At 73.4% G+C, this 25,778-nt stretch carries 18 protein-coding genes; 3 read left to right on the top strand and 15 right to left on the bottom strand.

Features of this window, described 5'->3' with window-relative positions; all coding sequences use genetic code 11:
• The first annotated feature begins 23 nt into the window (after positions 1-23).
• The gene (locus ACLJPL_RS03280; protein WP_411079108.1) at positions 24-1,031 is read left to right on the top strand and encodes a methyltransferase domain-containing protein; all 1,008 of its coding nucleotides are present in this window, start codon (positions 24-26) and stop codon (positions 1,029-1,031) included.
• Between the two features lie 82 nt (positions 1,032-1,113).
• Here ACLJPL_RS03280 and ACLJPL_RS03275 read toward each other — a convergent pair whose 3' ends face one another.
• The 13 genes from ACLJPL_RS03275 to ACLJPL_RS03215 all read right to left on the bottom strand — a co-directional run bounded on the left by ACLJPL_RS03275 (position 1,114) and on the right by ACLJPL_RS03215 (position 19,879).
• Positions 1,114-2,649 carry an FHA domain-containing protein gene (locus ACLJPL_RS03275; RefSeq protein ID WP_411079107.1) on the bottom strand — a complete coding sequence of 512 codons (1,536 nt, stop codon included), beginning with the start codon at positions 2,647-2,649 and terminating at the stop codon, positions 1,114-1,116.
• 146 nt (positions 2,650-2,795) lie between these two features.
• Positions 2,796-4,157 carry a vWA domain-containing protein gene (locus tag ACLJPL_RS03270; protein WP_411079106.1) on the bottom strand — a complete coding sequence of 454 codons (1,362 nt, stop codon included), beginning with the start codon at positions 4,155-4,157 and terminating at the stop codon, positions 2,796-2,798.
• Positions 4,158-4,281: 124 nt separating this feature from the next.
• Positions 4,282-5,787 carry a PP2C family serine/threonine-protein phosphatase gene (locus ACLJPL_RS03265; RefSeq protein WP_411079105.1) on the bottom strand — a complete coding sequence of 502 codons (1,506 nt, stop codon included), beginning with the start codon at positions 5,785-5,787 and terminating at the stop codon, positions 4,282-4,284.
• 2 nt (positions 5,788-5,789) lie between these two features.
• Positions 5,790-8,762, bottom strand: coding sequence for a tetratricopeptide repeat protein (locus ACLJPL_RS03260; RefSeq protein ID WP_411079104.1), 2,973 nt, complete (start codon positions 8,760-8,762; stop codon positions 5,790-5,792).
• On the bottom strand, positions 8,759-10,156 hold the full coding sequence (locus tag ACLJPL_RS03255; RefSeq protein ID WP_411079103.1) for a hypothetical protein: 1,398 nt from the start codon (positions 10,154-10,156) through the stop codon (positions 8,759-8,761). Before ACLJPL_RS03255 ends, ACLJPL_RS03260 begins: the two co-directional genes overlap by 4 nt.
• An 85-nt stretch (positions 10,157-10,241) precedes the next feature.
• A complete protein-coding gene (locus ACLJPL_RS03250) occupies positions 10,242-11,291 on the bottom strand; it encodes a glutamate ABC transporter substrate-binding protein (RefSeq protein ID WP_411079102.1) in 1,050 nt (349 codons plus the stop codon).
• 11 nt (positions 11,292-11,302) lie between these two features.
• The gene (locus ACLJPL_RS03245) at positions 11,303-12,697 is read right to left on the bottom strand and encodes a hypothetical protein (protein WP_411079101.1); all 1,395 of its coding nucleotides are present in this window, start codon (positions 12,695-12,697) and stop codon (positions 11,303-11,305) included.
• 466 nt (positions 12,698-13,163) lie between these two features.
• Positions 13,164-14,138, bottom strand: coding sequence for an N-acetylglucosamine kinase (locus tag ACLJPL_RS03240; RefSeq protein ID WP_411079100.1), 975 nt, complete (start codon positions 14,136-14,138; stop codon positions 13,164-13,166).
• Entirely contained in the window at positions 14,129-15,394 is a 1,266-nt protein-coding gene (locus ACLJPL_RS03235; protein WP_411079099.1) for a 6-phospho-beta-glucosidase, read from the bottom strand. Before ACLJPL_RS03235 ends, ACLJPL_RS03240 begins: the two co-directional genes overlap by 10 nt.
• A gap of 1 nt (position 15,395) precedes the next feature.
• Positions 15,396-16,295, bottom strand: coding sequence for a carbohydrate ABC transporter permease (locus ACLJPL_RS03230; RefSeq protein ID WP_411079098.1), 900 nt, complete (start codon positions 16,293-16,295; stop codon positions 15,396-15,398).
• 3 nt (positions 16,296-16,298) lie between these two features.
• Positions 16,299-17,267 (bottom strand): carbohydrate ABC transporter permease, encoded by a 969-nt coding sequence (locus ACLJPL_RS03225; RefSeq protein WP_411079097.1) that lies wholly within the window; start codon positions 17,265-17,267, stop codon positions 16,299-16,301.
• Positions 17,268-17,273: 6 nt separating this feature from the next.
• Positions 17,274-18,614: an ABC transporter substrate-binding protein gene (locus ACLJPL_RS03220; RefSeq protein WP_411079096.1), complete on the bottom strand. Its 1,341-nt coding sequence runs from the start codon at positions 18,612-18,614 to the stop codon at positions 17,274-17,276.
• 59 nt (positions 18,615-18,673) lie between these two features.
• Positions 18,674-19,879: an ROK family protein gene (locus tag ACLJPL_RS03215; protein ID WP_411079095.1), complete on the bottom strand. Its 1,206-nt coding sequence runs from the start codon at positions 19,877-19,879 to the stop codon at positions 18,674-18,676.
• A 180-nt stretch (positions 19,880-20,059) separates the two neighbouring features.
• Here ACLJPL_RS03215 and ACLJPL_RS03210 point away from each other — a divergent pair, with 180 nt between their 5' ends.
• Positions 20,060-20,632, top strand: a complete 573-nt coding sequence (locus tag ACLJPL_RS03210) for a hypothetical protein (RefSeq protein WP_411079094.1) — start codon at positions 20,060-20,062, stop codon at positions 20,630-20,632.
• Between the two features lie 131 nt (positions 20,633-20,763).
• Here the strand turns inward: ACLJPL_RS03210 and ACLJPL_RS03205 are convergent, their stop codons facing one another.
• Complete coding sequence (locus ACLJPL_RS03205; protein WP_411079093.1) at positions 20,764-21,834, bottom strand: mechanosensitive ion channel family protein; 1,071 nt, start codon at positions 21,832-21,834, stop codon at positions 20,764-20,766.
• Positions 21,835-22,150: 316 nt separating this feature from the next.
• On the opposite strand from ACLJPL_RS03205, the gene ACLJPL_RS03200 reads away from it, so the two are divergent.
• Positions 22,151-22,687 carry an HNH endonuclease gene (locus ACLJPL_RS03200; protein ID WP_031122726.1) on the top strand — a complete coding sequence of 179 codons (537 nt, stop codon included), beginning with the start codon at positions 22,151-22,153 and terminating at the stop codon, positions 22,685-22,687.
• A gap of 58 nt (positions 22,688-22,745) precedes the next feature.
• Here ACLJPL_RS03200 and ACLJPL_RS03195 read toward each other — a convergent pair whose 3' ends face one another.
• Complete coding sequence (locus tag ACLJPL_RS03195; RefSeq protein WP_411079092.1) at positions 22,746-25,730, bottom strand: beta-N-acetylglucosaminidase domain-containing protein; 2,985 nt, start codon at positions 25,728-25,730, stop codon at positions 22,746-22,748.
• Positions 25,731-25,778 lie beyond the last annotated feature (48 nt).

The following is a 25,778-nucleotide window of genomic DNA, read 5'->3' as shown; positions in this document are numbered from 1 at the left end:
TCCCGCCGCAGGACAGTGGAGGCATGGGCGGACAGCGGGAGGACTCCTCCGTCTCCGACGCCGATGCCGACGAGGCGCGGCAGGCCCTGGTGCGGGACATCGCCGCGCAGGGCGGGCTCACCGACCCCGCGTGGCGCGCCGCCTTCGAACAGGTGCCGCGCCATCTGTTCGTGCCGTACTACTACGTGCACGGCATCCGGGGCTACGAGCGCCTCCGGGCCGACGACCCCGACCCCGTGCGGCGCGAACGCTGGCTGCGCGGGGCGTACGGGGACGGGCCGCTGGCCACCCGGATGCGGGACGGCGAACTCATCTCGTCCTCCAGCCAGCCGTCGCTGATGGCCCTGATGCTCGACGCCCTGGACGTACGCGAGGGGCACACCGTCCTGGAGATCGGCACCGGCCCCGGCTACAACGCGGCGCTGCTCTCCCACCGGCTCGGCGACGCGGCGGTCACCAGCGTCGACCTGGACCCGGAGATCACGGAGCCCGCCCGCGACCACCTCGCCGCGGCCGGCCACCACCCGGTGGTCATCACCGGCGACGGGGCCGGGGGCTGCCCGCAGCGCGCCCCGTACGACCGGATCATCGCGACCTGCACCCTGCCGTCCGTACCGCCCGCCTGGCCGGAACAGTGCCGTACGGGGGCGCGCATCCTGGCCCCGGTCGCGACGGGACTGGTGTCGCTGGAAGTACGCGAGACGGCGCACGCCCCGCGCGCGGGCGTGAAGTACGCCGAGGGGAACTTCCTGCACACCCCGGCGTACTTCGTGCCCCTGCGCGGGGCGTTGCTGCCGCACGACCGTGACCAGCGCCTGGGCGGACTGCCGCGGCGGGCGCTCGGGGACGACCTGTTCCGGTTCCTGCTGGCCCTGACCGCGGACACCCTCGATCCGCACGAGGCCCTCTCCCTCTGGGAGCGCGAGGAGCGCCCGCAGCGGGAGAGGTACGGCATCACCGTCGCCGAGGGCCGCCAGTGGGCCTGGCTGGACGACCCGCAGGGTCCGTACACCTGGGCCCTCAGCGGCTGATCAGCGGCAGGGGTGGGCCCCAGGTGCACGGAGCCTCGTGGACCGGGGAGCGTGTCCTCGTTCCCGGGTCCTGAGCGGTCCCTCAGTCCCGGCGGATCGTGATCGTCGTCCACGCCCCGACGTGCACCTGGTCGCCGTCCTGGAGGGGGACGGGAACGTAGGGCTGGATCGGGTCCTCGGCACCGTTGAGCGTGGTGCCGTTGGTGGACTTCTGGTCGACCACCGCCCAGCCGCCGTCAGGCTGCTGCACCAGGACCGCGTGCTGGTGCGAGACCCCCGGATCCTCCGGCGGCACCGACAGGTCGATGTCGGGCGACTCGCCCGTGCTCTGCCTGCGGCGGCCGATGGTGATCTGGTTGCCGGTGAGCGGAAGGCGTTGTTCCGGGGAGTACGCGGGCAGGTTCAGCCCGGTCGCCTCGGGGCCGCTGCGCTGCATCATCGCCAGGAAGTACTCACGGTCCGGCGCGATGACGGCGGTCCAGGAGACGGCGGCCTGCTGCGGCTGCCCCTGACCGGGCGCCTGGCCGTGCTGCCCGCCCTGGTCGTAACCCTGCGGGCCCTGGTCGTAGCCCTGGTCCTGACCGTGCTGTGGACCCTGGTCGTACCCCGGGTCCTGGCCCTGCTGCGGGCCTCGGTCGTACCCCTGGTCCTGGCCGGGGCGCCGGCTCTGCTGGTGGCCGGGGTCCTGGCCTTGGTGCTGCTGGCCCTGGCCCTGCTGCTGGAACGCCTGCGGCGGCTGCGGCTGGGCCTGGGAGGGCGGCGGCAGCATCCAGTCGTCCTCGCCGCCGGTGTGCGGCGACTGCCGCTGGGGCGGTGCGGGCGGCGCCGACTGCTGGTGCGGCGGGAACGGCGACGACTGCTGCGGCTCGTACGCCGAGGGCGCCGACTGCTGCTGGTGTTGCTGCTGCGAGTGCCCCGGCTGTCCCGGCTGTCCCGGCTGCTGGAACGCCGGCGGGGGCGGCGGGCCCTGCTGGAACACGTGCTGCGGGGGCCCGCCCTGGGGGCCGGGACCCCGGTCGGGGCCGCCGTGCCCGCCCTGGCCGCTGTAGCCACCCGGGCCACCCGCGCCGCCGTGCTCCGGAGCGAGCGGCTCGGCCGGACGGTTCACCTGCGAGGGGCGCGAACCCTGGAACTCGAACGGGTCGCGCTGCTGGGGCGCGCCACCGGGACCGGCCGGCCCACCCGGACCACCGGGTCCCGCCGGGCCGCCGGGACCCGCGAAGCCACCCGCCCCGCCAGGACCACCGGGATGACCAGGCGCACCAGGCGCACCGGACCCGCCAGGTCCACCGGGACCACCCGGCCCGCCGAGTCCGCCCGGCGGACCGTGCTGCGGGGCCAGCGGGGTGTACGAGGTCGCCGTGTTCGTGAGGAAGTTCCAGCGGCACTCCTCGCAGTACGGCGCCATCGCCTCGCGCGGCGTACGGCACTGCGGGCAGAGCTCCGCCTGCATCGTCGGGGGACCGCCGTCGCCGCCCACGGGCGGCGGGTAGCCGTAGCCGGGCGCGGGCGGCGGAGGAGGCGGCGGGGGCACAGCGCCCGCCTGGGCCATGCGGTGTCCGCAGACCTCGCACCAGTCATCGGAACCCGACTGGTGTCCGTTCGGGCAGGTCGGCATGTCGGCGCTTCCCCCTCTCCTCGTCCGGCCCCGGGGCCGTCATGCTGTCGATCGCGGCGTCGTGCTCGGCGAATGCGGGCGGTGATCACCAGGCGGGAACCCGTCGATCACCGGATCGCTGGTGACCGTACGGTCACCGGGTGGTGCTACTTCTTGACGCGAACGGTCTTTGTGGAGCGCGTTTCGAGTGTCATCTCGTCCGCTTCCGCGACTTTCGCCTTCAGTCGCACAGTACCCGTCGCCGCATCGACGACGTCGACCACCTTCGAAAGCAGTTTCGCAGTGTCCTGGTTCCCGGACGCCGACGCCAACTGCACCGCACGGCCCAGTTTGGCCGTCGCGCCGTCGAAGTCGCCCGACTTGCGTGCGTCCAGCCCCTGCTGGATGACTTGTGCCAGTTCCGCCTGACCTGTGTAGTGCGCCACCTGCGGATTGATCGAGGTCGACGCCACCATGTCGTCCGTCCACACCGCCCGTACGAGCCCCTGGGAGAGGACCTGCGGAGCGCCCGCGCCCGAGGGGTCGGGCAGGATCAGCGAGACCCGGGCCGCCAGCATCTCCTGGCCGATTCCGGCCTCGGGAACCTCGACGCACACGTGGTAGTCGCGGGACTCGTCGCCCCAGGAGCCGGTCGGGTAGTCCCCGGCGCGCGGGCCCGCCTCGGTGCGCCGGCCGGTCAGATCCTCGACCGTGGGCGCCACCTGCTTCACGAACCGGATCCGCACCCCGACAGGCGTCCAGAGCCGCAGCGCCACATCCGCGACCTCCTTGCCCATCGCGTTCTCCATCATCTGCGTGAAGTCGGCGGACAGGCCCGAGGGGTCGGCGACTATGTCGGCGGTGCCGAGCAGCGCGGAGGCTATGGACGTGACCTCTTTCACCTTCCAGTCGGTGCCGACGCCCCGGGCGTCACAGGTGAACCGGCCCGCGCAGGCGTCCAGCGCGGCCCGCAGGTCCTCGGGCGACTCGTGCTCGTTGCGGCCGTCCGTCAGCAGGATGCCGTGCCGGATGTCCACGTCGGCGGAGCCCAGCAAACGGTCGGCCAGCCGCAGCCAGCTCCCGATCGCGGTGCCGCCGCCCGCGCTCAGCCTCCGCAGGGCGTCCTTCGCCTGCGCCTTCGTCTGCGCGTCGGCGACTGCCAACTGCCCGTTGCCCGGGTAGACGTCCTTGGCCATATGCGTACCGGCGACCACCGCGAACCGGGTGCCCTCGCGCAGCGTGTCGATCGCCGCCGCCGTCGCGTCGCGGGCGTTGCGCATCTTCGTGGGCGGGTAGTCCATCGAACCGGAACAGTCGACCATCAGCACCACCGCGGCGTTCACCGCCTGCCCCGGCCCGTGCCCGGGCGGGGCCGCCGCACCGGGCAGCGGCGTCCCGCCGGTGGTGCCGCCGCCGGTCGAGGTGACGGTGACGATCCCGTTCACCTCGCGGCCGCCCTCCGGCAGGAACTCGTTCTGATACACCTCGACGGAGAACTGCGGCACGTTCGACTTGGAGAAGTTGGCCATCTGATCGGCTCCTTGAAGCTCCACGCGGACAGCGGACAGCGGACAGAGGGCGGGGGTCAGGGGCAGGGAGGCGAGGACCGTGGGCCCGGGACTGAGGAGGTGACGCGGGTCGTCGCGGGAGGGCTCATGCCGTCTCGCTTGCCGATCCTGCCCCTTGCGGCTCCACGGCGAACGGCAGCAGAGCCACTGTTACGTTGTCGTGGCCCCCGCCGTCGAGTGCGTGATGGACGAGCACCTGGGCTCCCCGCAGCGGGTGCCGGTGGGCGTCCGGGGGCACGGCGGCGGCCATCTCCTGGGCGGACTCCGCGTAGTTCCACAGGCCGTCCGTGCAGACCACCACGAGTCCCGGCCGGTCCGGCTTGAACGAGGCGGTGTGCGGCTCCAGTTCGTAGGAGTCCGCGCCGAGCCAGCCCGTGATGGCGTGGGCGCGCTCGTCCGCGTACGCCTCCGCCTCGTTCATCAGGCCCGCCGCCACCATCTGCGCGGCCCAGGAGTCGTCCTCGGTGAGCCGGGCGGGCGGACCCGTCCGGTCGTCCGGCACCCAGTAGACCCGGCTGTCGCCCACCCAGCCGACGACCAGCAGATCGCCCGCCATGATCGCGCCGACCAGGGTGCAGGCCGGCGCGTTCTGCTGGCGGTGCGCCTCGTGCTCCGCCGCCCCGGCCGGGCCCTCGGCCAGCGCGTTGACCGCCTCGGACGCGGCGACGATCGCCTCGTGCATCGCCTGCTGCGGGTGCGTACCGCGCGGCAGGGACTCCAGCAGCGCCTCATTGGCGGCGACGGCGGCCGCCGCAGACGCCTCGTCGGGGCGGCTCGCCGAGGAGACGCCGTCGCAGACGATCGCGACGACGGCGGGCGAACCGTCCGGCAGCGCGGTCGAGGAGACCGCGAAGGAGTCCTCGTTACGGTGGTGGCGCAGGCCCCGGTCGCTGACGGCGGCCACCGAGCCGAGCTCCTGCTCCATGTGGTCGCGTTCGCGGGGCTGGGCGTGCCCGCAGTTCTCGCAGTAGCCGTCAGGGTCCACCCGGCCGGAACGGCAGGCCACGCAGACCTTCGTGCCGGCGGCGGGCGTCGGGGTGTGCTCAGCCGTACGGGGGTCGGGCGCGGCCAGCGCGAAGTCACCGGAGCCCGCAGGGGGGACAGGGGCGACGGGGGCGGCAGGGGCGACGGACGGTTCCGCGGCGTGCGTTTCTGCGGCCCGCGTCTCGGCGGCTGCCGCAGGGGCTCTTGCCGACCGGTCGTCGTGGCGCACCGGGGCCGTCGTCGGCAGCGGCTTGCCGCCCGAGTCCGTGCCGGGCAGGTCCGTCGCCCGCTGCACCGGCGCGGGAACGTCGGAGCTGTCCCTCTCGGAGGCGGGCGGCCAGGACGCGGGCGCGGGTACGGCGGATACAGGCGTGCCGGGCGCGGGTGCCGGTGCCGCGATGCCCGGAGCTGGCCCGGGTGAGCCGGGCGCACCGGGGCCGGGCGGGGCCGCCGGCGGGGTGATGGCCATCGTCGGCCGGTCGTCGGGGCGGGCGGGAACGGCCGAGAGGTCATAGCCGCACGCGCCGCAGAACAGGTCGCCCGGCTCCAGCGGATCCGCGCAGCCGGGACACCTCGTCAGGGCGGGCTGCTGGTGGCTCTCTGACATCTTCACACCCACGTCCGGGGGCGGAAACGGTTGGCCCGCTCCACCAGTTCGATCCTCTCGTCGCCCCGCTGCGCGAGCCGGGCGAGCATGCGGTACGAGCGCTCCAGGCCCAACCGCAGTCCCCGCTCGTCCAGTTCGGCGTCGAGCAGTTTCCGGGTGCCCAGAGCTTCGGCCGCCGGTCCGCCCGCCGGTTCGCCCGGCAGCGGAGTACCGGGACTACCGGAGAGTACCCAGTCCAGCGCCTTGCCCAGTACCTCGGTCGTCAACTGCTCGCGGCGCACCGGGTCCAGGCCGAAGCCGGTCAGTTCCGCCACCTGGACGGCGGCGGCCGTCAGATCGGTCAGCAGGGGCCCGGCCGGGTCGCGCTCGCGCAGCCGCGCCCGGACGGCGGCGACCCGGGCCGCGGTGAAGTGGATCGACGCCTCCGGCACCGACTCCAGGGTGAGCGCCGAGCCCGCCCGGTCCCCGGCGGCGATCTGCACCCGGGCCAGGCCGAACGCGGCGCTGACGAAGCTCGGATCGGTCGCCCACACCAGGCGGTAGTACTCGGCGGCGTTGTCCAGCTGGCCCAGCACCTCGGCGCAGATCCCCAGCGCCAGCTTGGGCGCGGGCTCCCCGGGGAACGCGTCGTACACCGCGTCGAAGGAGAGCGCCGCGACCTCGTGGTCACCGGTCACCAGCGAGGTGACGCCCCGATACCAGACGACCCGCCAGTCGTCCGGGTGCCGGCCTTCCAGTGTGGTCAACGCCTGGACGGCGACGTCCAGTTCCCGCATCTCCAGCCGGGCCCGCAGCTCCCGCAGCCGGGTCTCCAGGGAGGCCGCGGGCACCGTGTCCAGGGCCGCGACGAGCTCGGCGGGGGCGGAGGTCATCAGCCCGGCGAGGAACCCGGCGTTCGGGTCGTTCGCGTCGACCCGGGGGACCGGGAGCGCCAGGGCGGTGGCCCGCGCGTCGAACGGCGCGAGCCGGATCCCGCCGGCAGCCGTCCCGAACGGGCCGTACGGGACGGCCTGCGCGGCCGGCTCCGCCCCCCGGGGCGCGGGAACGGGGGCGGGCGCCGGGGGCGCGTACACCGGTGCGGGTCCGCCGCCCTGCGGTCCGGTGTACGTTCCGCCCGAAGGCGCGCCCTGCGTACCACCCGGAGGAGCTGCCTGCGCACCGCCGGGCCCGGTGTGCGTACCACCCGGGGAGCCGCCCTGCGGCCCGCCCCGGACGTGGGTCGCCGGCGCCGTCAGCGGAGCCGCCCCCGGCGAGGGCCGCGCGCCCGCCCCCGGGCCGGACGGCTGCCCGCCCGCCGGCAGCGCGCCCGCCACCGCCGACGTCACGGCCCCCGGAGCGACCGGCGCCGCACCACCCCGGCCCTGGCCGGGCAACGCGCCGCCCGGTGCCGGAACACCCTGCGGACCCCCCTGCGCCGGAACGCTCGGCAGCGCACCCGTGCCGCCCCTGCGCCGCCCGAAACGGCCGCCGCGCCCCGCCGCCGTCACCCGGCTGCCCAGCCGCGACACATCGTCCACCTGCTCGGCGAACAACTCCGTGTCCGTCACCCGCAGTTCCGTGCCGAACAGCGTCGACAGCGCCGGCCTCGGCCGCCTGGTCTGGAGCGCCACGACCTCGCGCAGCACCCCCGTCAGCTGCTCCGCCATCTCGGAGGCGGAGGCGAACCGCCGGGCCGGGTCCGGGTCGGTGGCCCGCACCAGCAGCCGGTAGAACGACTCGTAGGTGCGGAACACCTCGATGTTGTCGGGGTCGGGCAGCGAGTCCACGAAGACGTTCGTGTACCCCTGGAAGTCGAAGGTGAGGACCGCCAGGGTCCGCGCCACCGTGTACAGGTCGGAGGCGACGGACGGGCCGACCTCCGCGACCTCGGGGGCCTGGTAGCCCACGGTGCCGTAGATGGCGGACTCGTCGTCGTCCATCCGGCGGACCGCGCCCATGTCGATCAGCTTGAGCTGGTCCTCGGTCTGGATCGCGTTGTCGACCTTGAAGTCGCAGTAGAGCAGGTTGCGGCTGTGCAGATGGCCGAGCGCCTCCAGTGCCTCGATCCCGTACGCGCAAGCCTGCTCGACCGGGAGCGGGTCGCGCTTGCCGGTCGGGGTGCGGCGCTGGTTGGCGATCTCCTTGAGCGCCTTGCCGCCGACGTACTCCATGACGATGTACCCGTCGAGCGAACCGGTCCGCTGGTCCAGGTGCTCCACGAAGTTGTAGATCCGCACGATGTTGGAGTGCTCGATCTCCGCGAGGAAGCGGCGCTCGGAGATCGCCGCCGCCATCGCGTCCTGGTCGCCGGTGTCCAGCAGGCCCTTGAGGACCACCCAGCGGTCCGAGACGGCCCGGTCCACCGCGAGGTAGACCCAGCCGAGGCCCCCGTGCGCCAGGCAGCCCACGACCTCGTACTGGCCGTGCACGATGTCGCCGCCGGTCAGCTTCGGCACGAAGGAGTAGGGATGGCCGCACTTGGTGCAGAACCCCTCGGTGCGGCCCGGCCGCTCACCGCGCGAACGCCCCACCGGGGCCCCGCAGTCCGAACGGGAGCAGAACCGCTTCCGCTCGGGCACCTCCGGGTTGTCCATGACCGCCGTACGCGGGTCGGGCCGGGGCACGTCCGGGACCTGCACCAGGCCGACGCCGAGCCGGCCCCGGGTGGAGGAGGCGGTCGACGAGCCCGAGGAGCGCACCGAGACCGAACGGGAGGCGGCGGTCCCGGAGAGCGAGCGCGACAGCCGCCCCGACACCGAGCGCCGCGAGGTCGACGAACGCGACGAGGACCGTGATGAGGCGCGGGAGCCGGTGCGCTGCGAGGAGCTGTCGCGGCTGCTCGCCCGGCCGCCGCCCGCGATCCCGGTGGGCGGCGAACTGACCATGCCCGTGGGCGAGACGACCGGGGCCAGACCGCAGGTGTCGCAGTACAGCTCACCGCCGCCCATGTCCTCGTAGGCCCCCTCGCACGCGGGGCGCTGGCACTGCGTACTCATCGTGTCTCCCCCTGATGCCCGTGATGGCCCGGATGCCCCTGATCGCCCGGTCCGCCGTAGCCCCGCCGGTCCTCGGGCCCGTCGGCCTCGTCGGGCCGGCGCGGTGTCAGCAGTTCGGCCGCCGCCTGCTGGTAGCGCAGGACGGTCTGTTCGGCCACGCGCAGATCGCACGGGGCGCTCCACAGCATCCGGCGCGCCGCGTCGTACCGCTCGATCAGCAGCGGGTCCTCCGCCAGACCGTGCCGGGCCACCTTCGCCTTGTACGCGTCGAGCCGGCCGCGCAGCTCCGCGCGGACCGCCAGCGGGGCCGTCACCGAGGTCAGCGACTCCCGGGCGCGCAGCAGCTCGTCCTCGGCCTCCTGCTCCAGCGACTCCAGGAGCGGGGAGAGCCGGTGCCACTGGGCCCGCCTGCGGTAGTCGGAGGCGGCGGCCAGCCGCTCCTGGAGGGCGGTCGGCGGTCCGCTGACGGCGGGCACCTCGGACGCGGCGATCTTGGCCAGCACCTCGCCGCGCGCCGCCCGCGCCTCGGTCAGCGTGCGGTCGGCCCGCGAGAGCACGTCCCGCAGGCGCATCAGCCGGGCCTCGGCGTCCTGCCGCACGGCGAGCACCGCCTCGATCTCCCGCCGTACGTCCTCCAGGGCGCGGGCCGCCCGGTCGTAGCGGGAGGTGTCCGGGCGTCCGCCGCCGGGCGCGGCGCTGCCGGGCCCCGGCAGCCAGAACGCCAGCGGGTCCGAGATCACCTGCACCCGCAGCGTGGTCAGCTCCTCGGTGATCTCCGCCAGGTCGTCGGCCGCCGGGTGCTCGCCGGGCCGCACCCCGACCGAGTGGGCCAGCGAACGGGTCCGGTGCAGCTCGGCGGCGAGCAGGTCGATCCGGGCGGGCAGCGCCGACCAGACGGAGTCGGAGGCGACGACCATGTCCAGCGACCTGGCGTACAGCTCGTTCATCCGGGCGACCAGCTCCTGGAGCGAGAACCGCTCGGAGAGCTGGGCCGGGCCGGTGACCGGAGCGGTGGCCGCCGCACCGGGGTGGGCCAGGGTGACCGCGTCCCCGCGCAGCAGCTCGGTCAGCGCGGCCAGGTCCTCCCGGTTGGGGTGGCGGCGGCGCGCCCGGATCTTCCTGGCCTCCTCCAGCGCGCCCGCGTAGGCGTCGAAGTACCCCCACAGCAACGTGATCGACTGCTCGGTCGTGGCCCAGCGCTCCCGGGTGACCCCGGTCAGCTCGGCGCCCTCCAGGAGGCGGCGGCCCGCATGGTCCTGCAGGGCGAGGAGCGAGGTCTCGATGGCCTCGTGCTCCGCGCCGAGCCGGGCCAGCGCACGGTCCGCCTCTTCCCGGTCCATGACCGGGCCGGGGGGCCTCCCCGCGAAGCTGGGGAAGGATCCCGCGACGCCCATCGATCACCTCTCCGCTCTCGCCGCCGGGCCGGTGGGCCCCGCGGGATCAGTTGCTCCGTACGTACGCGCCCCGCCGCCCCGGGGTTCAGTCGCTGCGGTACTTCGGCTCCGGCGGGGCCGTGATGCCGGGCAGTCCGGCCGCCAGCCAGGTGCGGTACGACTTCATCCAGGCGCTGTCCTTCCCGCCCGCGCGGTAGTCGACCAGGACCTTGTTGACCCGGGCCACCAGATCGTCGGCGCCCTTCTTGGCGGCGACGCCGTAGTACTCGGTGGTGAACGGCTTGTCGCCCTTGAGGCCCACCGCCGGGTCCTGCGCCGCCTGCCCCGCCCCCAGGGCGTTGTCCGTGAGGACGGCGTCGACCTCGCCGAGCTGAAGCCGGACCAGGCAGTCCAGCTGGTTGGGGACGGTCAGCTGGTCCCGGTCGCGCGGGGTGCCGTCGAACTCGTCCTTGAAGATCGCCCCGTACGACTCCTTCTCCAGCGCCTCGTACGCCGTGGTGCCCTCGCCTGAGCAGACCCGCTTGCCCTTCAGCGAGTCGTCGTACCCCGTGATGGCGGAGTCCTTCGGGGCCAGCACCTGCTGCCCGGTCTGGAAGTAGGCGGTGGAGAAGGAGACCTGCTCCAGCCGCTTGCAGTTGATGGTCATCGTCCGCACGATGACGTCGACCCGGTCGTTCTCCAGGGCGGCGATGCGCTGGTTGGTGGGGATGGCCCGGAAGATCACCGCGTTCGGATCGCCCAGGATGTCCTTGGCCAGCGCCCGCACCAGGTCGATGTCGAAGCCTTCGAGCTCGTTGGTGTACGGGTTGCGGTAGCCCCAGCGGAAGCTGTTCTGGTCGACGCCCGCGATCAGCTTGCCGCGCTCCTTGATCTTCTCGATGCCCGGTCCGTCCGCCCCCGAGGGCGGCAGGCTCGCCTCCGGTTCGGTGCACGCCTCGGCCCGCACCGGGACGGCCGTCGTCGTCCCGCCGCCCGCCGGGGCCGCTCCGGGGGCCCTGTCGCCATGCAGGGAGAGCGGCAGCAGGGTGAGCGACGCGGTGACCGCGCACGCCGCCGCCATCCCCGTCACGCCGCCCCAGCCGCGCAGCCCGCCCCCGGCGGCACGCCGCCGCGTCCACGTACTCGCCCTGGCCATCGCTGCCCCTCTCACCGGTACTCCGAGAGCCTGCGGTTGATCCCGAGGATCGCGGCGACCGCTCCCAGCACCGCCAGCGCGGCGGCCCCCGTGGGCAGGCCGCGCAGGGCCCCGCGCCCGTCCTCGGCCGCCGCGGTGAACTCGCCCTGCTCATGGGCGAGGGCTTTCCCCAGCGCCGCGTCCACCTGCTGGAAGGACTGCCCCGTGGAGTCCTCGGCCCCGATGATCTGCTTCAACGCGCCCTCGTAGTCGCCCCGGTCGTCCGTCGCGCGGGCCTTGCGGTGGCGCTCCTGCCACTCGGCGACCCTCTTGGACGCCTCGATGACCGGAGCGCTGCCGCCCGCGTCGTCCGCGAGCCGCTCGGCCTTCTTCAGCTGCGCGTCGAGGGCCTTCATGCCGGCGGTGTAGTCCGTCTCGTACTGATCGGCCGAGCCGTCGGCGGTCAGCACGGCCCCGCGCGCCACCAGCGTCAGGTTCTCGTTGGCGCGCGCCTTCAGGGAGTTGATCCGCGCGTTGTTGAGCACGTCGAGCGACTCCTGCCCGTGCGCCATGGCCGAGCGCAGCTCGGCGCGGGCCACCGTGTGCCCCACCGCCAGCCAGAGCAGCACCACCGATGCGGCGGCCGTCGCCACCAGCAGCCCGTGGTTGAACACCCGGTTCGTACGGCGGTAGTTGCGGCGCTGCATCCACACCAGCGCGCCCAGCACCAGGAGTCCGGCGGCGAGCGAGAGGAAGGGCCACTTCCGGGCGTCGGAGGAGTCCCGGTCGAGCCGGCCCGTCTCCGCCGCGTACAGCCGCTCGGCGGCCGGCAGCAGCTCGTCGCTCATCTTCTGGTTGGCGTACCGGAGATACGCGCCGCCCAGCGGCAGCCCCTGCCGGTTGTTGGCGCGGGCCCGCTCGATCAGACCGGTGTAGACGGGGAGCAGCTCGTTGAGCGTGGTGATCTCCTGCCAGGAGCTGGTCGAGGAGTCGGTGTTCGCCGACGCCTTCACCAGCAGCCGCGCCGCTTCCTCGATGTCCTTGCGGTACTGATCCTGTACGGCCTTCGGCTCCTGCGCCCCTTCCAGGAATCCGCTCGCCGCCATCGTGTCCGCGTCGGCCAGCGAGCGGTAGATGTTCGCCGCGTCCGCGCTGAGCGGCTGGCTGCGGCCCACCACGTCGTCGGCGGCGGAGGCCCGCTGCGAGATCTCCAGCGCGGTCACCGCCCCGAACACCACGACCAGCAGTGCCAGGACGGCCCCGATGACCTGGAGCCGGCCGGGCTCGGTCGTCGCCGCGGCACGCAGCCGACGGCTCTGCACGGCCCAGGCGGACCGGCGCTGTGCGGGCAGGCCGGTGGGCGCGGGCGCGAGCGCCTGCTCCGGCGCGCGCCGCGTCTGCGGGCCGCCCTGCGGCGGGTGTGTCACTCGACCTCCCCCTCGGTCACTGACGATGCCCCGGACCCCGGCCCACCGGGGCCGGCGCCCGGCCAGAAGTATGGCCGCAGGGACGGACGTCCACACGGTGAACGCCCGGACCCCTGCGTCGGTCCACGCATTCGATCAGGGCGGACGCGGCCGATCAAGGCGATCGGCGCAAGGTGCCCCGATACATCCTCATAAGCGACCCGCCACCGTGCCGGGCCTCTCCCGAACCGCCTCCGGACCCGTCCCGCGGCATCCCCCAACTGCCCAGCCGTCCCCAAGCGTTCCGGACTCCCCATCAGGTACACGTACGACGCGGCCGATCGGTTCCCTCGCCCGGCCGGGTTCCCTCGAACGAGGGCCTCCACCAACGGGGGGCCCGTCACCGCCCAGGGGGCGCCCCACCGCCGAGGGGCGTCCCACCGCGCGAACGCGACGGCACGCCCCTCGGCGGTGGGGCCGGGAGAGGTCAGGCGTACTGCTCCCGCAGCCGCCGGTGGACCTCCGCCCCCGCCCCCGTACGGTCCAGGCCCAGCAGCGCCGCCCCCAGCACCGGCGGCTCCGACACCACCCGCACCACCGCCTTCGGGGCGCGGGCCGCCAGCAGTTCGGCGATCCGGTCGTTCAGCTGCGGGTGGCGCGCGGCCAGCACGCTGCCGCCCAGCAGCACCGGCGCCTCCTCCTCCAGCAGCCCGAGACGGGTCAGCGCGACCGAGGCCATCGCCACCACCTCCTGGGCCATCCGCTCCACCAGGGCGCTCGCCACCCGGTCCCCGGCGGCGGCCGTGGCGAACAGCACCGGCGTCAGCTCGTGCCGCCGCGTCAGCGGGACCCCGCCCCGGTGCAGCGCCTCGATCAGCGCGTACATCGAGTCGAGCCCGAAGTGCCCCGGCAGCGCCCGGGCCAGCTCGGTCGGCTCGCCCCGCCCGTCCTCGGCGCGCGCCGCGAACCACAGCGACTCCTCCGCCAGCCCCAGGCCCCCGCCCCAGTCCCCGGACAGCCGGCCGATCGCGGGGAAGCGGGCGGTCCGGCCGCCCGGCGCCATGCCCACGCAGTTGATCCCGGCCCCGCACACCACCGCGACGCCCCGGGGCTCGTCCACCCCCGCGCGCAGGATCGCGAAGGTGTCGTTGCGCACCTGGACCGACGCGCCCCAGCCCCGCGCCTGAAGGGCCGCCGCCAACTCGGCCTCCTCGACCGGCAGATCGGCGTTGGCCAGGCACGCGGAGAGGTGCCCGACGGAACCGACGGGCCCGGGCAGCGCCGCGAAGGCGTGCTCCAGGGCCGCGCCCAGCACGTCGAGCGCCGACTCCACCCCCACGACGGGCGGCTGGAAGCCCCCGCCCCGGGCCGTGGCCAGCACCGTGCCGTCCGCGCCGACCAACGCCACATCGGTCTTGCTGTTGCCCGCGTCGACGGCGACGACCGAGACGTTCACGCCCACGCGAGGTGCTCCCGGTTGTGCGCGATCAGCCGGTCGGTGAGCTGCTCGGCGCGGTCGTACTGGCCGATCAGCGGATGGGCGAGCAGCGCCCGGAAGACCCGGTCCCGGCCCCCGCGCAGCGCGGCGTCCAGGGCGAGGTCCTCGTACGCCGTCACGTTGGCGATCAGACCGGCGTACAGCGGGTCCAGCGCCGGGACGGCCAGCGGGGCCGCGCCGTCGTGGCCCACCCGGGCCTGCACCTCGATCACCGCGTCGTCCGGGAGGAACGGCAGCGTCCCGTTGTTGTACGTGTTCACCACCTGGACCGGCGAACCGCCGCCGCCCAGCAGGGAGGCCGCGAGGTCGACCGCCGCCTCCGAGTAGAACGCGCCGCCGCGCTTGGCGAGCAGCTCGGGCTTCGCGTCCAGCGCCGGGTCGCCGTACATCGCCAGCAGCTCCTTCTCCATCGCCGCGACCTCGGCGGCCCGGGACGGCTTGGCGCCGAGCTCCCGTACGACCTCGTCGTGGGCGTAGAAGTAGCGCAGGTAGTACGAGGGGACGACGCCGAGCCGGTCCACGAGCTTCCGCGGCAGGTGGAGGTCGTCCGCGATCGCGTCGCCGTGCTCCGCCAGCAGCCTCGGCAGGACGTCCTCGCCGTCCGGGCCGCCCAGGCGCACGCCCAGCTCCCAGGTGAGGTGGTTGAGCCCCACGTGGTCGAGGTGGACCTCGGCGGGGCTCACGTCCAGCAGCCGGGCGAACCTGCGCTGGAAGCCGATCGCCACGTTGCACAGGCCGACCGCCTTGTGCCCGGCCTGGAGCAGGGCCCGGGTGACGATGCCGACCGGGTTGGTGAAGTCGATGATCCAGGCGTCCGGGTTGGTGCGCCGCACCCGCTCCGCGATGTCCAGGACGACCGGCACGGTCCGCAGCGCCTTGGCGAGGCCGCCGGCTCCGGTGGTCTCCTGGCCGACGCAGCCGCACTCCAGGGGCCAGGTCTCGTCCTGGTTCCGCGCGGCCTGTCCGCCGACGCGCAGTTGGAGGAGGACCGCGTCGGCGCCGGCCACGCCCGCGTCCAGGTCGGTGGTCGTCGTGATCCTCCCGGCGTGGTCCTGCTTGGCGAAGATCCGCCGGGCGAGGCCGCCGACCAGTTCGAGGCGGTCGGCCGCCGGGTCGACGAGCACCAGCTCCTCGACCGGCAGCGTGTCCCGCAACCGGGCGAATCCGTCAATCAGTTCAGGGGTGTAGGTGGACCCGCCACCCACTACTGCGAGCTTCATGTCAGCCTTTTACTCCGGTCAGTGTGACGCCCTCGACGAATGCCTTCTGAGCGAAGAAGAAGACGGCGATCACGGGAGCCATGACCAGAACGGTCGCGGCCATGGTCAGGTTCCAGTCGGTGTGGTGCGCGCCCTTGAAGGATTCCAGGCCGTAACTGAGCGTCCAGGCGGCCGGGTTCTCGGAGGCGTAGATCTGTGGTCCGAAGTAGTCGTTCCAGGCGGCGAAGAACTGAAAGAGGGCGATGGCCGCGACGCCGGGCCTGGCCATCGGCAGGACGACCTTGATCAGGGTTCGGAACTCGCCGCAGCCGTCCACTCTGGCCGCGTCGAGGTACTCGTTCGGGATGGTCAGCAGGAACTGCCGCAGCAGGAAGATGGAGAACGCGTCACCGAACGCCATCGGGATGATCAGCGGCCACAGGGTGCCGGACAGGTCCATCTGCTTCGCCCAGAACAGGTACATGGGGATGATCACGACCTGCGGCGGCAGCATCATCATGGAGATGACGAGCATCAGCGACAGCTTGCGGCCCCGGAAGCGGAACTTCGCCAGCGCGTACGCCACGGGGATGGACGACACCACGGTGAGTACGGTGCCGAGCCCGGCGTAGAGGAGGGTGTTGCGCCACCAGGTGAGGAAGCCGGGGGTGTGGAGGACCCGTGCGTAGTTGCCCCACTCCCAGGTGTCGGGGGTGAGGTCGCGGGTCAGCGCCTGCTGGTCGTTCATCAGCGAGGTCAGGACCACGAAGACGAACGGCAGCACGAAGAAGAGCGCGGCGGCGATCCCGAGCGAGTGGACGGCGATCCAGTGCAGCAGCGCCTTGCGGCGCGCGGTGCGCGCGGCGGGCGTCGGCCGGTCGCTCGCGGGGGCCGCGGCGGGCTTGTCGAGAAGCTGGGCCATGGCTCAGTCACCCGCCTGGATCAGGTTGTCGCGGCCCCGCAGGAGCAGCGCGGTGAAGGCCATGGCCAGGGCGAACAGGATGAGGGCGACGACACAGGCCGCGCCGTAGTCGAAGCGCTGGAAGCCGAGGTTGTAGACGAGCTGGGGGAGCGTCAGTGTCGACTTGTCGGGATAGCCGGGTTCGAAGGACTGGCCGGAGCCGCCGATGACCCCGGAGGCGACCTTTCCGGCCACCAGCGGCTGTGTGTAGTACTGCATCGCCTGGATGACGCCCGTCACCACGGCGAACAGCACGATGGGCGAGATGTTCGGCAGCGTCACGAAGCGGAACTTCTGCCAGGCCGACGCGCCGTCCAGCTCGGCCGCCTCGTACTGCTCGGTCGGCACGTCCAGCAGCGAGGCCATGAAGATGACCATCAGGTCCCCGATGCCCCAGACCGCGAGCATGGTGAGCGCCGGCTTGGACCAGGCGGCGTCGTTGAACCAGCCGGGCGTCGGCAGCCCCAGGTCTCCCAGGATCGCGTTGACCGGGCCGGTGCCGGGGTTCAGCAGGAAGACGAAGGCGAGGGTCGCGGCGACGGGCGGGGCCAGGTAGGGCAGGTAGAACAGGGTCCGGAAGACGCCCGTCCCCGTCTTGATCCTGGTGATCAGCAGCCCGACGCCGAGCCCGAAGACGACCCGGCAGGTGACCATGACGACCACCAGCCAGAGCGTGTTCCCCAGCGACGGCCAGAACATCGGATAGTCCCGGAAGACATACGTCCAGTTCGTCAGACCATTGAAGACCGGCGCGCCGAACCCGTCGTACGCCGTGAAGGAGAAGTAGACCGTCGAGACCATCGGGTACGCGAAGAAGACCGAGAACCCGATCAGCCACGGCGACATGAAGGCCGCGTTCCGCAGCGCTCTTCTTCTACGTCTCGCGACCGGCGCGGGGGTGCGCCGCCCGGGGCGGAGTGTGTGGGTCGTCATCGTCGGCTACTTGGACCCGGCCTTGGCGATGTCGGTGTCGATCTGCTTCGCGGTCTTCTCCAGACCGGCCTGGAGGTCCTTCACCGCGCCCTTCTCGTACTGGTAGCCGAAGTCCTGGAGGGTCTGCTGGTACGTGGAGCCGTTGACGGCCCCGTCCGGGGTGCTGGACTTCGGGTGCTGGGCGATGTCCAGGAAGGTCCTGAAGCGCGGGCCGAACTTCAGGTCGGGCGACTTCAGCGCCTCGAAGGTGGAGGGCACGTTGCGGATGCCGTTGGCGAAGTCGACGACCGCCCGCGTGTCGCTGGTCATGTACTTCACCAGCTCCCAGGCGGCGTTCTGCTTCCTGCTCGCCGGGGCGATGCCCACGATGGTGCCGGAGAGGAACCCCTTGCCGTAGCTGTCCGCCTCGTCGTCCGCGACGGGCATCGGCGCGACCCCGATCTCGAAGCCGACCCCGGCGTCCTCGGCCATCCCGAGCCGCCACTCGCCGTCCAGCTGCATGGCCACCTGACCGGTGTGGAAGGGGTGCTTGGCGCCCCACTCGTCACCGAACGTGCCGCGGTACTTCTCCAGCTTCTCGTAGCCGCCCAGGTCCTCCACCAGCTTCTTCTGGTACGTGAACATCTCCGCGAACGCAGGGTCCTTGGCGATGGCGGACTTGCCGTCCGCGTCGAAGTACGAGTGGTCCCAGGAGGAGAGGTAGTGGTCCGCGACGGTCTCGTATCCGTGGAAGTTCGGCATGAAGCCGAGCTGCCGGTAGCCGTCGCCCTTCTCGACCGTCAGCTTCTTCGCCACGCTGGCCAGTTCGGACATGGTCTTCGGCGGCGCGGTGATCCCGGCCTTCTTGAAGGCGTCCTTGTTGTAGTAGAGGCCGTAGGCGTCCGTGAGCAGCGGCAGGGCGCAGCGCTTGCCCTCGAACCGGGTGTAGTCGAGCAGGACTTTCGGGAAGGTCTTCTCCAGGTCGAGGCCCGACTTGTCGATGAACGGCTTCAGGTCGGCGAACGCGCCCGACGAGCAGAACTTGCCGACGTTGGCGGTGGTGAAGGAGGAGACCACGTCGGGCCCGTTCGAACCGCCCGCGCGCAGCGCCTGGTTGAGCTTGTCGTCATTGATGTTGCCGGAGACCTTGACCGTGATGTTCGGGTGGGCCTTCCGGAACCGGTCGATGTTGTCCTGGACGGCCTTGACCTCGGCGGGCGAGCTCCAGCCGTGCCAGAAGCTGATCGTGGTCCTCGCCTTCGGGTCGTCGGTGGCCCCGGCCTCGGTCCGGCCGGTGCACGCGGAGGCGAGCACCGAGACGGCGGCGACGGCGACGGCGGTGGTGGTGGTGAGACGGTTTCTGCGCATGACAAGGCTCCCTGGGAGGGGGAAGGCAGGCGGACGGCAGAGACGGGGAAGCGACGGGCTCAGCGCGAGGTGTCGAACACCTCGTCGCGGGTGTCGGCGAGCGCCCTCTCCAGGGCGCCGCGCAGCACGGGGGTGCGGTCGATCTCGCCGACGACCAGCCGGGGCCGGGAGGCGGCGAGTTCGGCCAGCTCGGACTGGATGAGGGAGCGCAGGACCTCGCCGCCCGCGACGACCGCCCCGCCGGAGAGCACGATCAGCCCGGGGTCCAGGACGGCGGTGACGGAGGCGAGGCCGGTGGCGAGCCGCTGGGCGTACTGGCGCAGCAACTCGGTCAGCGCCTCGTCCCGCTCGTACGCGGCGGCCGCCCGCTCCAGCAGGGCGGCGGCCGCCTTCGCGTGCGGCTGCTGCGGGGCCTCGATGCCGAGCGCCTTCGCGAGCCGGGGCACCGCCTGGGCGCCCGCGAGCTCCTGGAAGCCGCCGCTGTTGGCCCTGACGACCTGGCGTACGAGAGGGGTGCCCGGCACCGGCAGGAAGCCGACCTCGCCCGCGCCGCCGGTGAAGCCGCGGTGCAGGCGGCCGTTGATGACCAGGGCCGCGCCGAGGCCCTCCTCGTTCCACAGCAGCACGAAGTCCTCGTGGCCGCGGGCCGCGCCGAGGCGCTGCTCGGCCACCGCGACCAGGTTGACGTCGTTCTCGTACTCCACCGGCATCGGCAGGAACGCGGCCAGCTCCTCCAGGAGCGTGGGGGAGTGCCAGCCCGGCAGGTGCGAGGCGTACCGCAGCCGCCCGGTGCCCGGGTCGAAGGCCCCCGGGGTGCCGATGACGACCCGGTGGACGTCGGCGCGGGTGAGCCCCGCCTCCTTCACCGCCCCGTCCAGCGCGTCCGCCACCTGGCGCACCACGCTGTCGGCGCGCCGGCCGGGCGTCGCCAGCTCGAACCGGCCGACCGTCGCCCCGGTCACGTCCGCGACGGCGGCGACGATGCGCCGGCCGTTCACATCGAGCCCGGCCACATGGGCGGCGCGCGCGTTCACCGTGTAGAGCTGCGCGCTGGGCCCGGGGCGGCCCTCGCTGGTCCCGGTGGCGACGACCAGTCCGGCCGCCTCCAGCCGGGCCAGGAGCTGCGAGGCGGTCGGCTTGGAGAGGCCGGTCAGCTTGCCGATCCGGGTGCGGGAGAGGGGGCCGTGCTCCAGCAGCAGATCGAGGGCGGCCCGGTCGTTCATGGCCCGCAGCACCCGGGGGGTGCCCGGTGTGGTTCCCGTCATCGTGGATGCCCCGCCCTCGCCGACTCTGTTAGGAAACTTTCCTATTCAGGGAGGACGGTAGGACGCCGGTCACCGGGGCGTCAATGGGGCCGCCCGTCCGGCAGCCGAAGCGTTACCCCGCCGGGGCCGTGTCGCGGGCATCCTGGGGCGGACACAGCTGTCCGGGAGGGGGCGTCAGGCATGGGGGACGAGGTACGGAGTCGGGAGGGCGGGGCCGACCGGGGGCGCCGGCGCGCCGGTCGCTGGGGGAGGTGTGCCGGTGCGCTCGCCGGGGTGCTCCCGGTCGCGATGCTCGTCACCTCGTGCGTGCTGACCAACGGGCCGGTCATCACCTACTCCGGCTTCCGCATGGAGGGCGCCGGCCTCCTCGTGGCCATGCCGCTCTGCCCCGGCGAGACGGTCGAGGGCGCGGAGATCAAGGTTGCGAGGGAGGACGAGGAGGCGGGCGGCTTCGAGACGCTCTGGAGTGCCCGTGAGCCCCGTACGGCCGCGGTTCGGGGCGGGGTCTTCCAGGTGAACAGTCCGCACGGCTTCGCCAGAGTGACCAAGGAGCTGTCCGGCGCCCTGCCGGACGAGTTCTACGTCGACACGAGGCAGGTCAGGAACGGCGAGGCGGTGAGCGGATCGGGGTACGTCGATCTCACCGAGCTGGACTCGGCCGAGCTGAGGGACGACGAGTTCATCACCCACAAGGGCGAGGTCATGACCCGGGACGAGATAAACGCCCAGGCCCACTGCGGCGAGAAGAAGTGACCGCCCGCCGGATGACAGAAGCGACCACCCCCCGACGACAGGGGTGACCGTTTCCCGGTGGCTGAAGAAGGGGGCTCCGCCGGTCCCCGGTGGAGCGCCCCTTCTTCTGCTTCTTCAGCGCACGCGTGCCCCTACTTGCTGATGCGGGTCGTGGACGGCGGTATCGGCGTCGCCGCCAGGGACTGCGGGGAGGTCGCCGAGGCGTAGGCGGAGGGCGCGGCCATGGCCGCGGTCGGGTCCGCCGTGCTCTCGCCGTCGCCCTCGACCGGCGTCGCGCCGATCATCCGGATGCCCGCGTCGTCCAGCGCCTGCTTGATGCGCCAGCGCAGCTCCCGCTCCACGCCCACGGCCTTGCCCGGCATCGTCTTCGCGGTCACCCGTACGGTCATGGAGTCCAGCAGGACCGCGTCCAGGCCGAGCACCTCCACCGGGCCCCACAGCCGCTCCGACCAGGGCTCTTCCTTCGCCATGGCCTCGGCGGCGGTGATGATGGCCTCGCGGATCTCGGCCAGGTTCTCGGTCGGGCGCACCGTGACGTCGACCCCGGCGGTGGACCAGCCCTGGCTGAGGTTGCCGATCCGCTTCACCTCGCCGTTGCGGACGTACCAGATCTCGCCGTTGTCGCCGCGCAGCTTGGTGACCCGGAGGCCCACCTCGATGACCTCGCCGGAGGCCACGCCCGCGTCGATGGTGTCCCCGACCCCGTACTGGTCCTCCAGGATCATGAACACGCCGGAGAGGAAGTCCGTGACCAGGTTGCGCGCGCCGAAGCCGAGCGCCACACCCGCGACACCGGCCGAGGCCAGCAGCGGGGCCAGGTTGATCTTGAAGGCTCCCAGGACCATCAGCGCGGCCGTGCCCAGGATCATGAAGGAGGCCACCGACCGCAGGACCGAGCCGATCGCCTCCGAGCGCTGGCGGCGGCGCTCCGCGTTCACCAGCAGACCGCCCAGCGCCGTGCCCTCCACCGCCTGGGCGCTGCGGTTCATCCGGTCGATCAGATTGGTCAGGGCACGCCGGATCAGGTAGCGCAGAGTGATCGCGACCGCCACGATCAGCAGGATCCGCAGGCCGGTGCTCAGCCAGGTGGACCAGTTCTCCTCGACCCACCCCGCGGCGTTCCCGGCGTGCTCGGCTGCTTCCTCCAGCGAGCCGACCGGCTCGGAGGACGGCGTTGCTGCCAGGAGGACGGACAGGTACACGACGGGGACCTCCAGAGGGATGACGGTTGACCGATAAGAGTAACGAAGCCGGGGGAGTGGATCGTTGCCGTCATCGGGGGAGAGACAGGTCTCACCGGGGATATGCGGGATGTGGCCGATCGCACAGTGCGCACGGCAGCGCTGGTGGGACGCCCCTCCGGCGCGTGCGGGCGCACCTCGCGGCCGGCGGAGTGAGAAAAATCCTCCCGGCCCGTTACCCGCACGTGGTGGCGCTTTGACCAGGCATGAGGAGAGACTGAGATCGGATCGTCCCGGCGCGAGCCACGCGCCGCCGGCGTACAAGGAGGCATCCACCGTGCCGCACGTCCTGGTTCTCAACGCGTCGTACGAGCCGCTCGGCGTCGTACCGCTCCGCCGCGCGCTCGTCCTCGTCCTCGAGAACAAGGCCATCTGCCTCGAGGAGACCGGCGCCTTCCTGCACAGTGCCACCCGTGCCGTGCCCGCGCCCAGTGTGGTCCGGCTCAAGCGTTTCGTCCGGGTCCCCTACCGGGGGCCCGTTCCCCTGACGCGCCGGGCGCTGTTCGCCCGGGACGGGGGGCGCTGCATGTACTGCGGGGCCGCCGCGACCAGCGTCGACCACGTCATCCCGCGCAGCCGCGGTGGACAGCACGCCTGGGACAACGTGGTGGCGGCCTGCCGCCGCTGCAACCACGTCAAGGCCGACCGCCATCTGCCCGAGCTCGGCTGGCGGCTGCGCCACCAGCCCGCCCCGCCGACCGGCCTGGCCTGGCGGATCATCGGGACCGGACACCGCGACCCGCGCTGGCTGCCGTATCTGCAACCGTTCGGCGCGGACGACGTGATGGCCCGGATCGACGGCGTCTCCGCCTGAGACCGGGCCTTCGCCGTCCCCGCCCGGGATTCGCCGTACGTCACGGCCGCGCTCCGGTTCAGTCGACGACCGCGTACGCCTCCACCGACCACAGCGAGTAGCCGTACGGGGTCGCCCGCCCGTCGCCCTGCACCCGGACGAACCGGGTGTCCTTCGCGTCCATCCGGACCGTCTCGCGCCCGCCCCGGCCCTCCTGGACGGTCGCGGCGGTGCGCCAGGTGCGGCCGTCCGCGGAGACCTGTATGCGGTAGCGGGAGGCGTACGCGTCCTGCCAGGACAGCACCACCTGCCCCAGCCGCACCGGCCGCGGCAGCTCGGCCTGCCACCACGCGCCGTCCTCCGCCGGGGAGGACCACCGGGTGGCCGGATCGCCGTCCGAGGCCGCCGACGCCGGGAAGTCCGGGGTCTCGTCGCCGGACGAGGAGGCCGTGGCCGTACGCACCAGATCCGGGCCCCCCGCACGCGGGAAGGCCCGCACGGTCAGGGTGGACTCCTGGCCGCCGAAGGCGAGCGGCACCTCGTACTCGCCCGCCGGGGTGTCGGCCGGAACGGTGATGTCCACGGGCACTTCGGTACGCGATCCACGCGGCACGGTCGTCTGCTTCGGGACCCGCACCTCGATGCCCTTGGGGGCCTTCGCGGTCAGCGCGCCCTTCACCTCGGCCGGACGCCGCCCGGCGAGCCGCGCCGCCACCCGCTGGGGCTCGCCGCCGATCTCCGCGTCCGTCTCGCCGCGCGCCAGGTCGAGCACCGCGTCCGGCTCGTCGCCGAACCAGGGCACCAGGGCCCGCAGCCGCAGGGCGCCCGCCGGGATCGCGGGGGCCGGCGGCAGGCTGGGGCTGAGGTAGGCGGGGGGCGCGGTCCGGGCCGCCTCCGGCACGGTGACCCGTACGGCGTCGGCGCGCAGTCCCTTCGCGGCGGTCTGGGTCCAGCCGGTCGGGGACAGCCGCCCCAGCGCCCGCCAGCCCTCGCCCGGCACATGGGCCTCGACGATCGCGTCGGCCGGGGCGGACCCGGGCTCCGCGAGCGCCGTCACGGCCTCCACCGGGCGGACCCGGTCGAGGCCGACCGTATAGCTGTGCGCGTCCTCGACGACCCGGCCGGCGGTGCGGTCGACGCCGTTCCAGCCGTCCGCGGCCTTCTCGACCCGGTCCAGGAAGGGGTCGAGGACCCCCTTGCCGACCGTGGCCCGGGCCGCCGCGATCTCCCCGCGCAGCGGCTCCAGCGCCAGCCGGTCCCGCCAGGCGCTCGCCCCTTCGCCCGCCGCCTGGGCCTGGAGCAGGTCCACGGAGAGCTCACCGGCGCGGCCGTAGCGGGCCAGCTGCTCGGTCCAGGGGCGCACCTCGTCGCCGAGGCGGCCCCCGGCGGGGGCGGCGAGCCGGCCGGGGGCCTGCCGCATCACGGTGAAGGCCGCCCGCAGCTCGCGCGCCGCCCGGTCGCGTACCGGCGCGGCGGCCGCCCGGGACCGCCAGAACGCCGCGAACAGGGGCTGGAGGTAGGCGGACTCCGCCGAGCCGAGCACGGAGTCCGCACTGTTGCCCGCCAGTGCCCGCAGCGCCTCCCGGGTCCCCGCGTCGCCGCCCGCCAGATCGTCGATCGCCGCCCGCCAGGACTCGTCCGCGCGGTACCCCTTCGGGTTCCAGGCGAAGTCGGCGGCGGTGAACAGCGGGATGCGCGAGGCGGACGCCTGCTCCATGGCGTTGGCCAGCAGCGCCGCCGAACCGCTCGCCACCGCCGGGTCCCGGCCGGTGTACGGGCCCAGGAAGATGCGGTCCTGGGCGTAGTCGTTGACCGGGTAGTTGTCCATCGTCACCAGCGGGTGGCGGAAGGCGTCGCGCGCCCCGGCCAGCTCGCGGCCGGTGATCGTCTTCGGTACGACCCCGACGCCGGTCCAGGCCACCTGCACCCGGTCGTCCAGCTCGGCGGCGAGCGCGGTGCGGTAGTCGGTCGCCCCGTCCTGGTAGAACTCCGTCGGCAGCACCGACAGCGGGGCCGCGTCCGGGTAACGGTCGGCCAGGTGCTGGGCGAGCGCGCCGGCCACCCGGGCCTGCGCGCGGGCCGCCGCCTTCGGGCCGCTGCCGTACGTCTCCGCGTCCAGGTCGCAGTGCCACTCGCTGTAGCTGACGTCCTGGAACTGGAGCTGGAAGACCCGCACGCCCAGCGCCCACATCGCGTCGACCTTCTTCGTCAGCGCCCGTACGTCCTGGTCGGAGGCCATGCACATCGCCTGGCCCGGCGACACCGCCCACCCGAGCGTCACATGCTCGGCGCGCGCCTTCCGCGCGAGCGCCCGGAAGTCGGCACGCCGCTCGGCCGGGTACGGCTGCCGCCAGCGGGCCAGCCGGTAGGGGTCGTCGCCCGCCGCGTAGAGATACCGGTTCTGCTTGGTGCGGCCCATGAAGGCGATCTGGTCGAGCCGCTCCTCCTGGGTCCAGGGCTGTCCGTAGAACCCCTCGGCCATCCCGCGTACGGCTGTTCCCGGCCAGTCCCGCACCAGGACCCCGGCCACCGAACCGCCGCCCACCAGTTGCCGCAGGGTCTGGACCGCGTGGAACAGGCCGTCCTCACCGAGCCCGTCCAGGGCCACGGTGGCGCGTCCGGCGACCTGGCCCGAGGCGATCCGGTAGCCGCCCGAGGGCAGATCGGCGCGGTCGGGCGCGCGCAGTGCCCGCAGCGCCTCCCCGGCCCCCGGGCCGCCGACGCGGATCAGGGGGCCTCGCCCGGGCAGGCTCTCGTGCACGGTCGTGACACCGGCCGCGCGCAGCAGGGAGCGCACCTGCTCCACCGCGTACGGATCGGCGTCGGACGCGGCCACGACGGTGGCCTCGGCGCCGAGCGGCAGGGCCGGTCCGGTGGTCTTGATGCTCTGGGGCCGCGGCCACACCGGGGGCGGCTGCGCGCTGTCGGCCCGGTCGGGCGAGCTGGCGGGGGGTTTGCCGGGGTCGAGGGGGGCGGCCGTCGCGGCCGGGGCGACGGAGCCCAGCAGCCCGCCGATCACCGCGACGGCCACGGCCGTCGCCTGCTTCCTGCGCCCGAACCGCACGTCGCGCTCCCTCGAAAGGACCTGGTGGGCCCCGACCCCACCACCCGG

It is taken from the genome of Streptomyces sp. cmx-18-6 (assembly GCF_046548915.1).
Taxonomy (GTDB): Bacteria; Actinomycetota; Actinomycetes; order Streptomycetales; family Streptomycetaceae; genus Streptomyces.
This window is presented reverse-complemented; position numbering and strand designations above follow the sequence as displayed.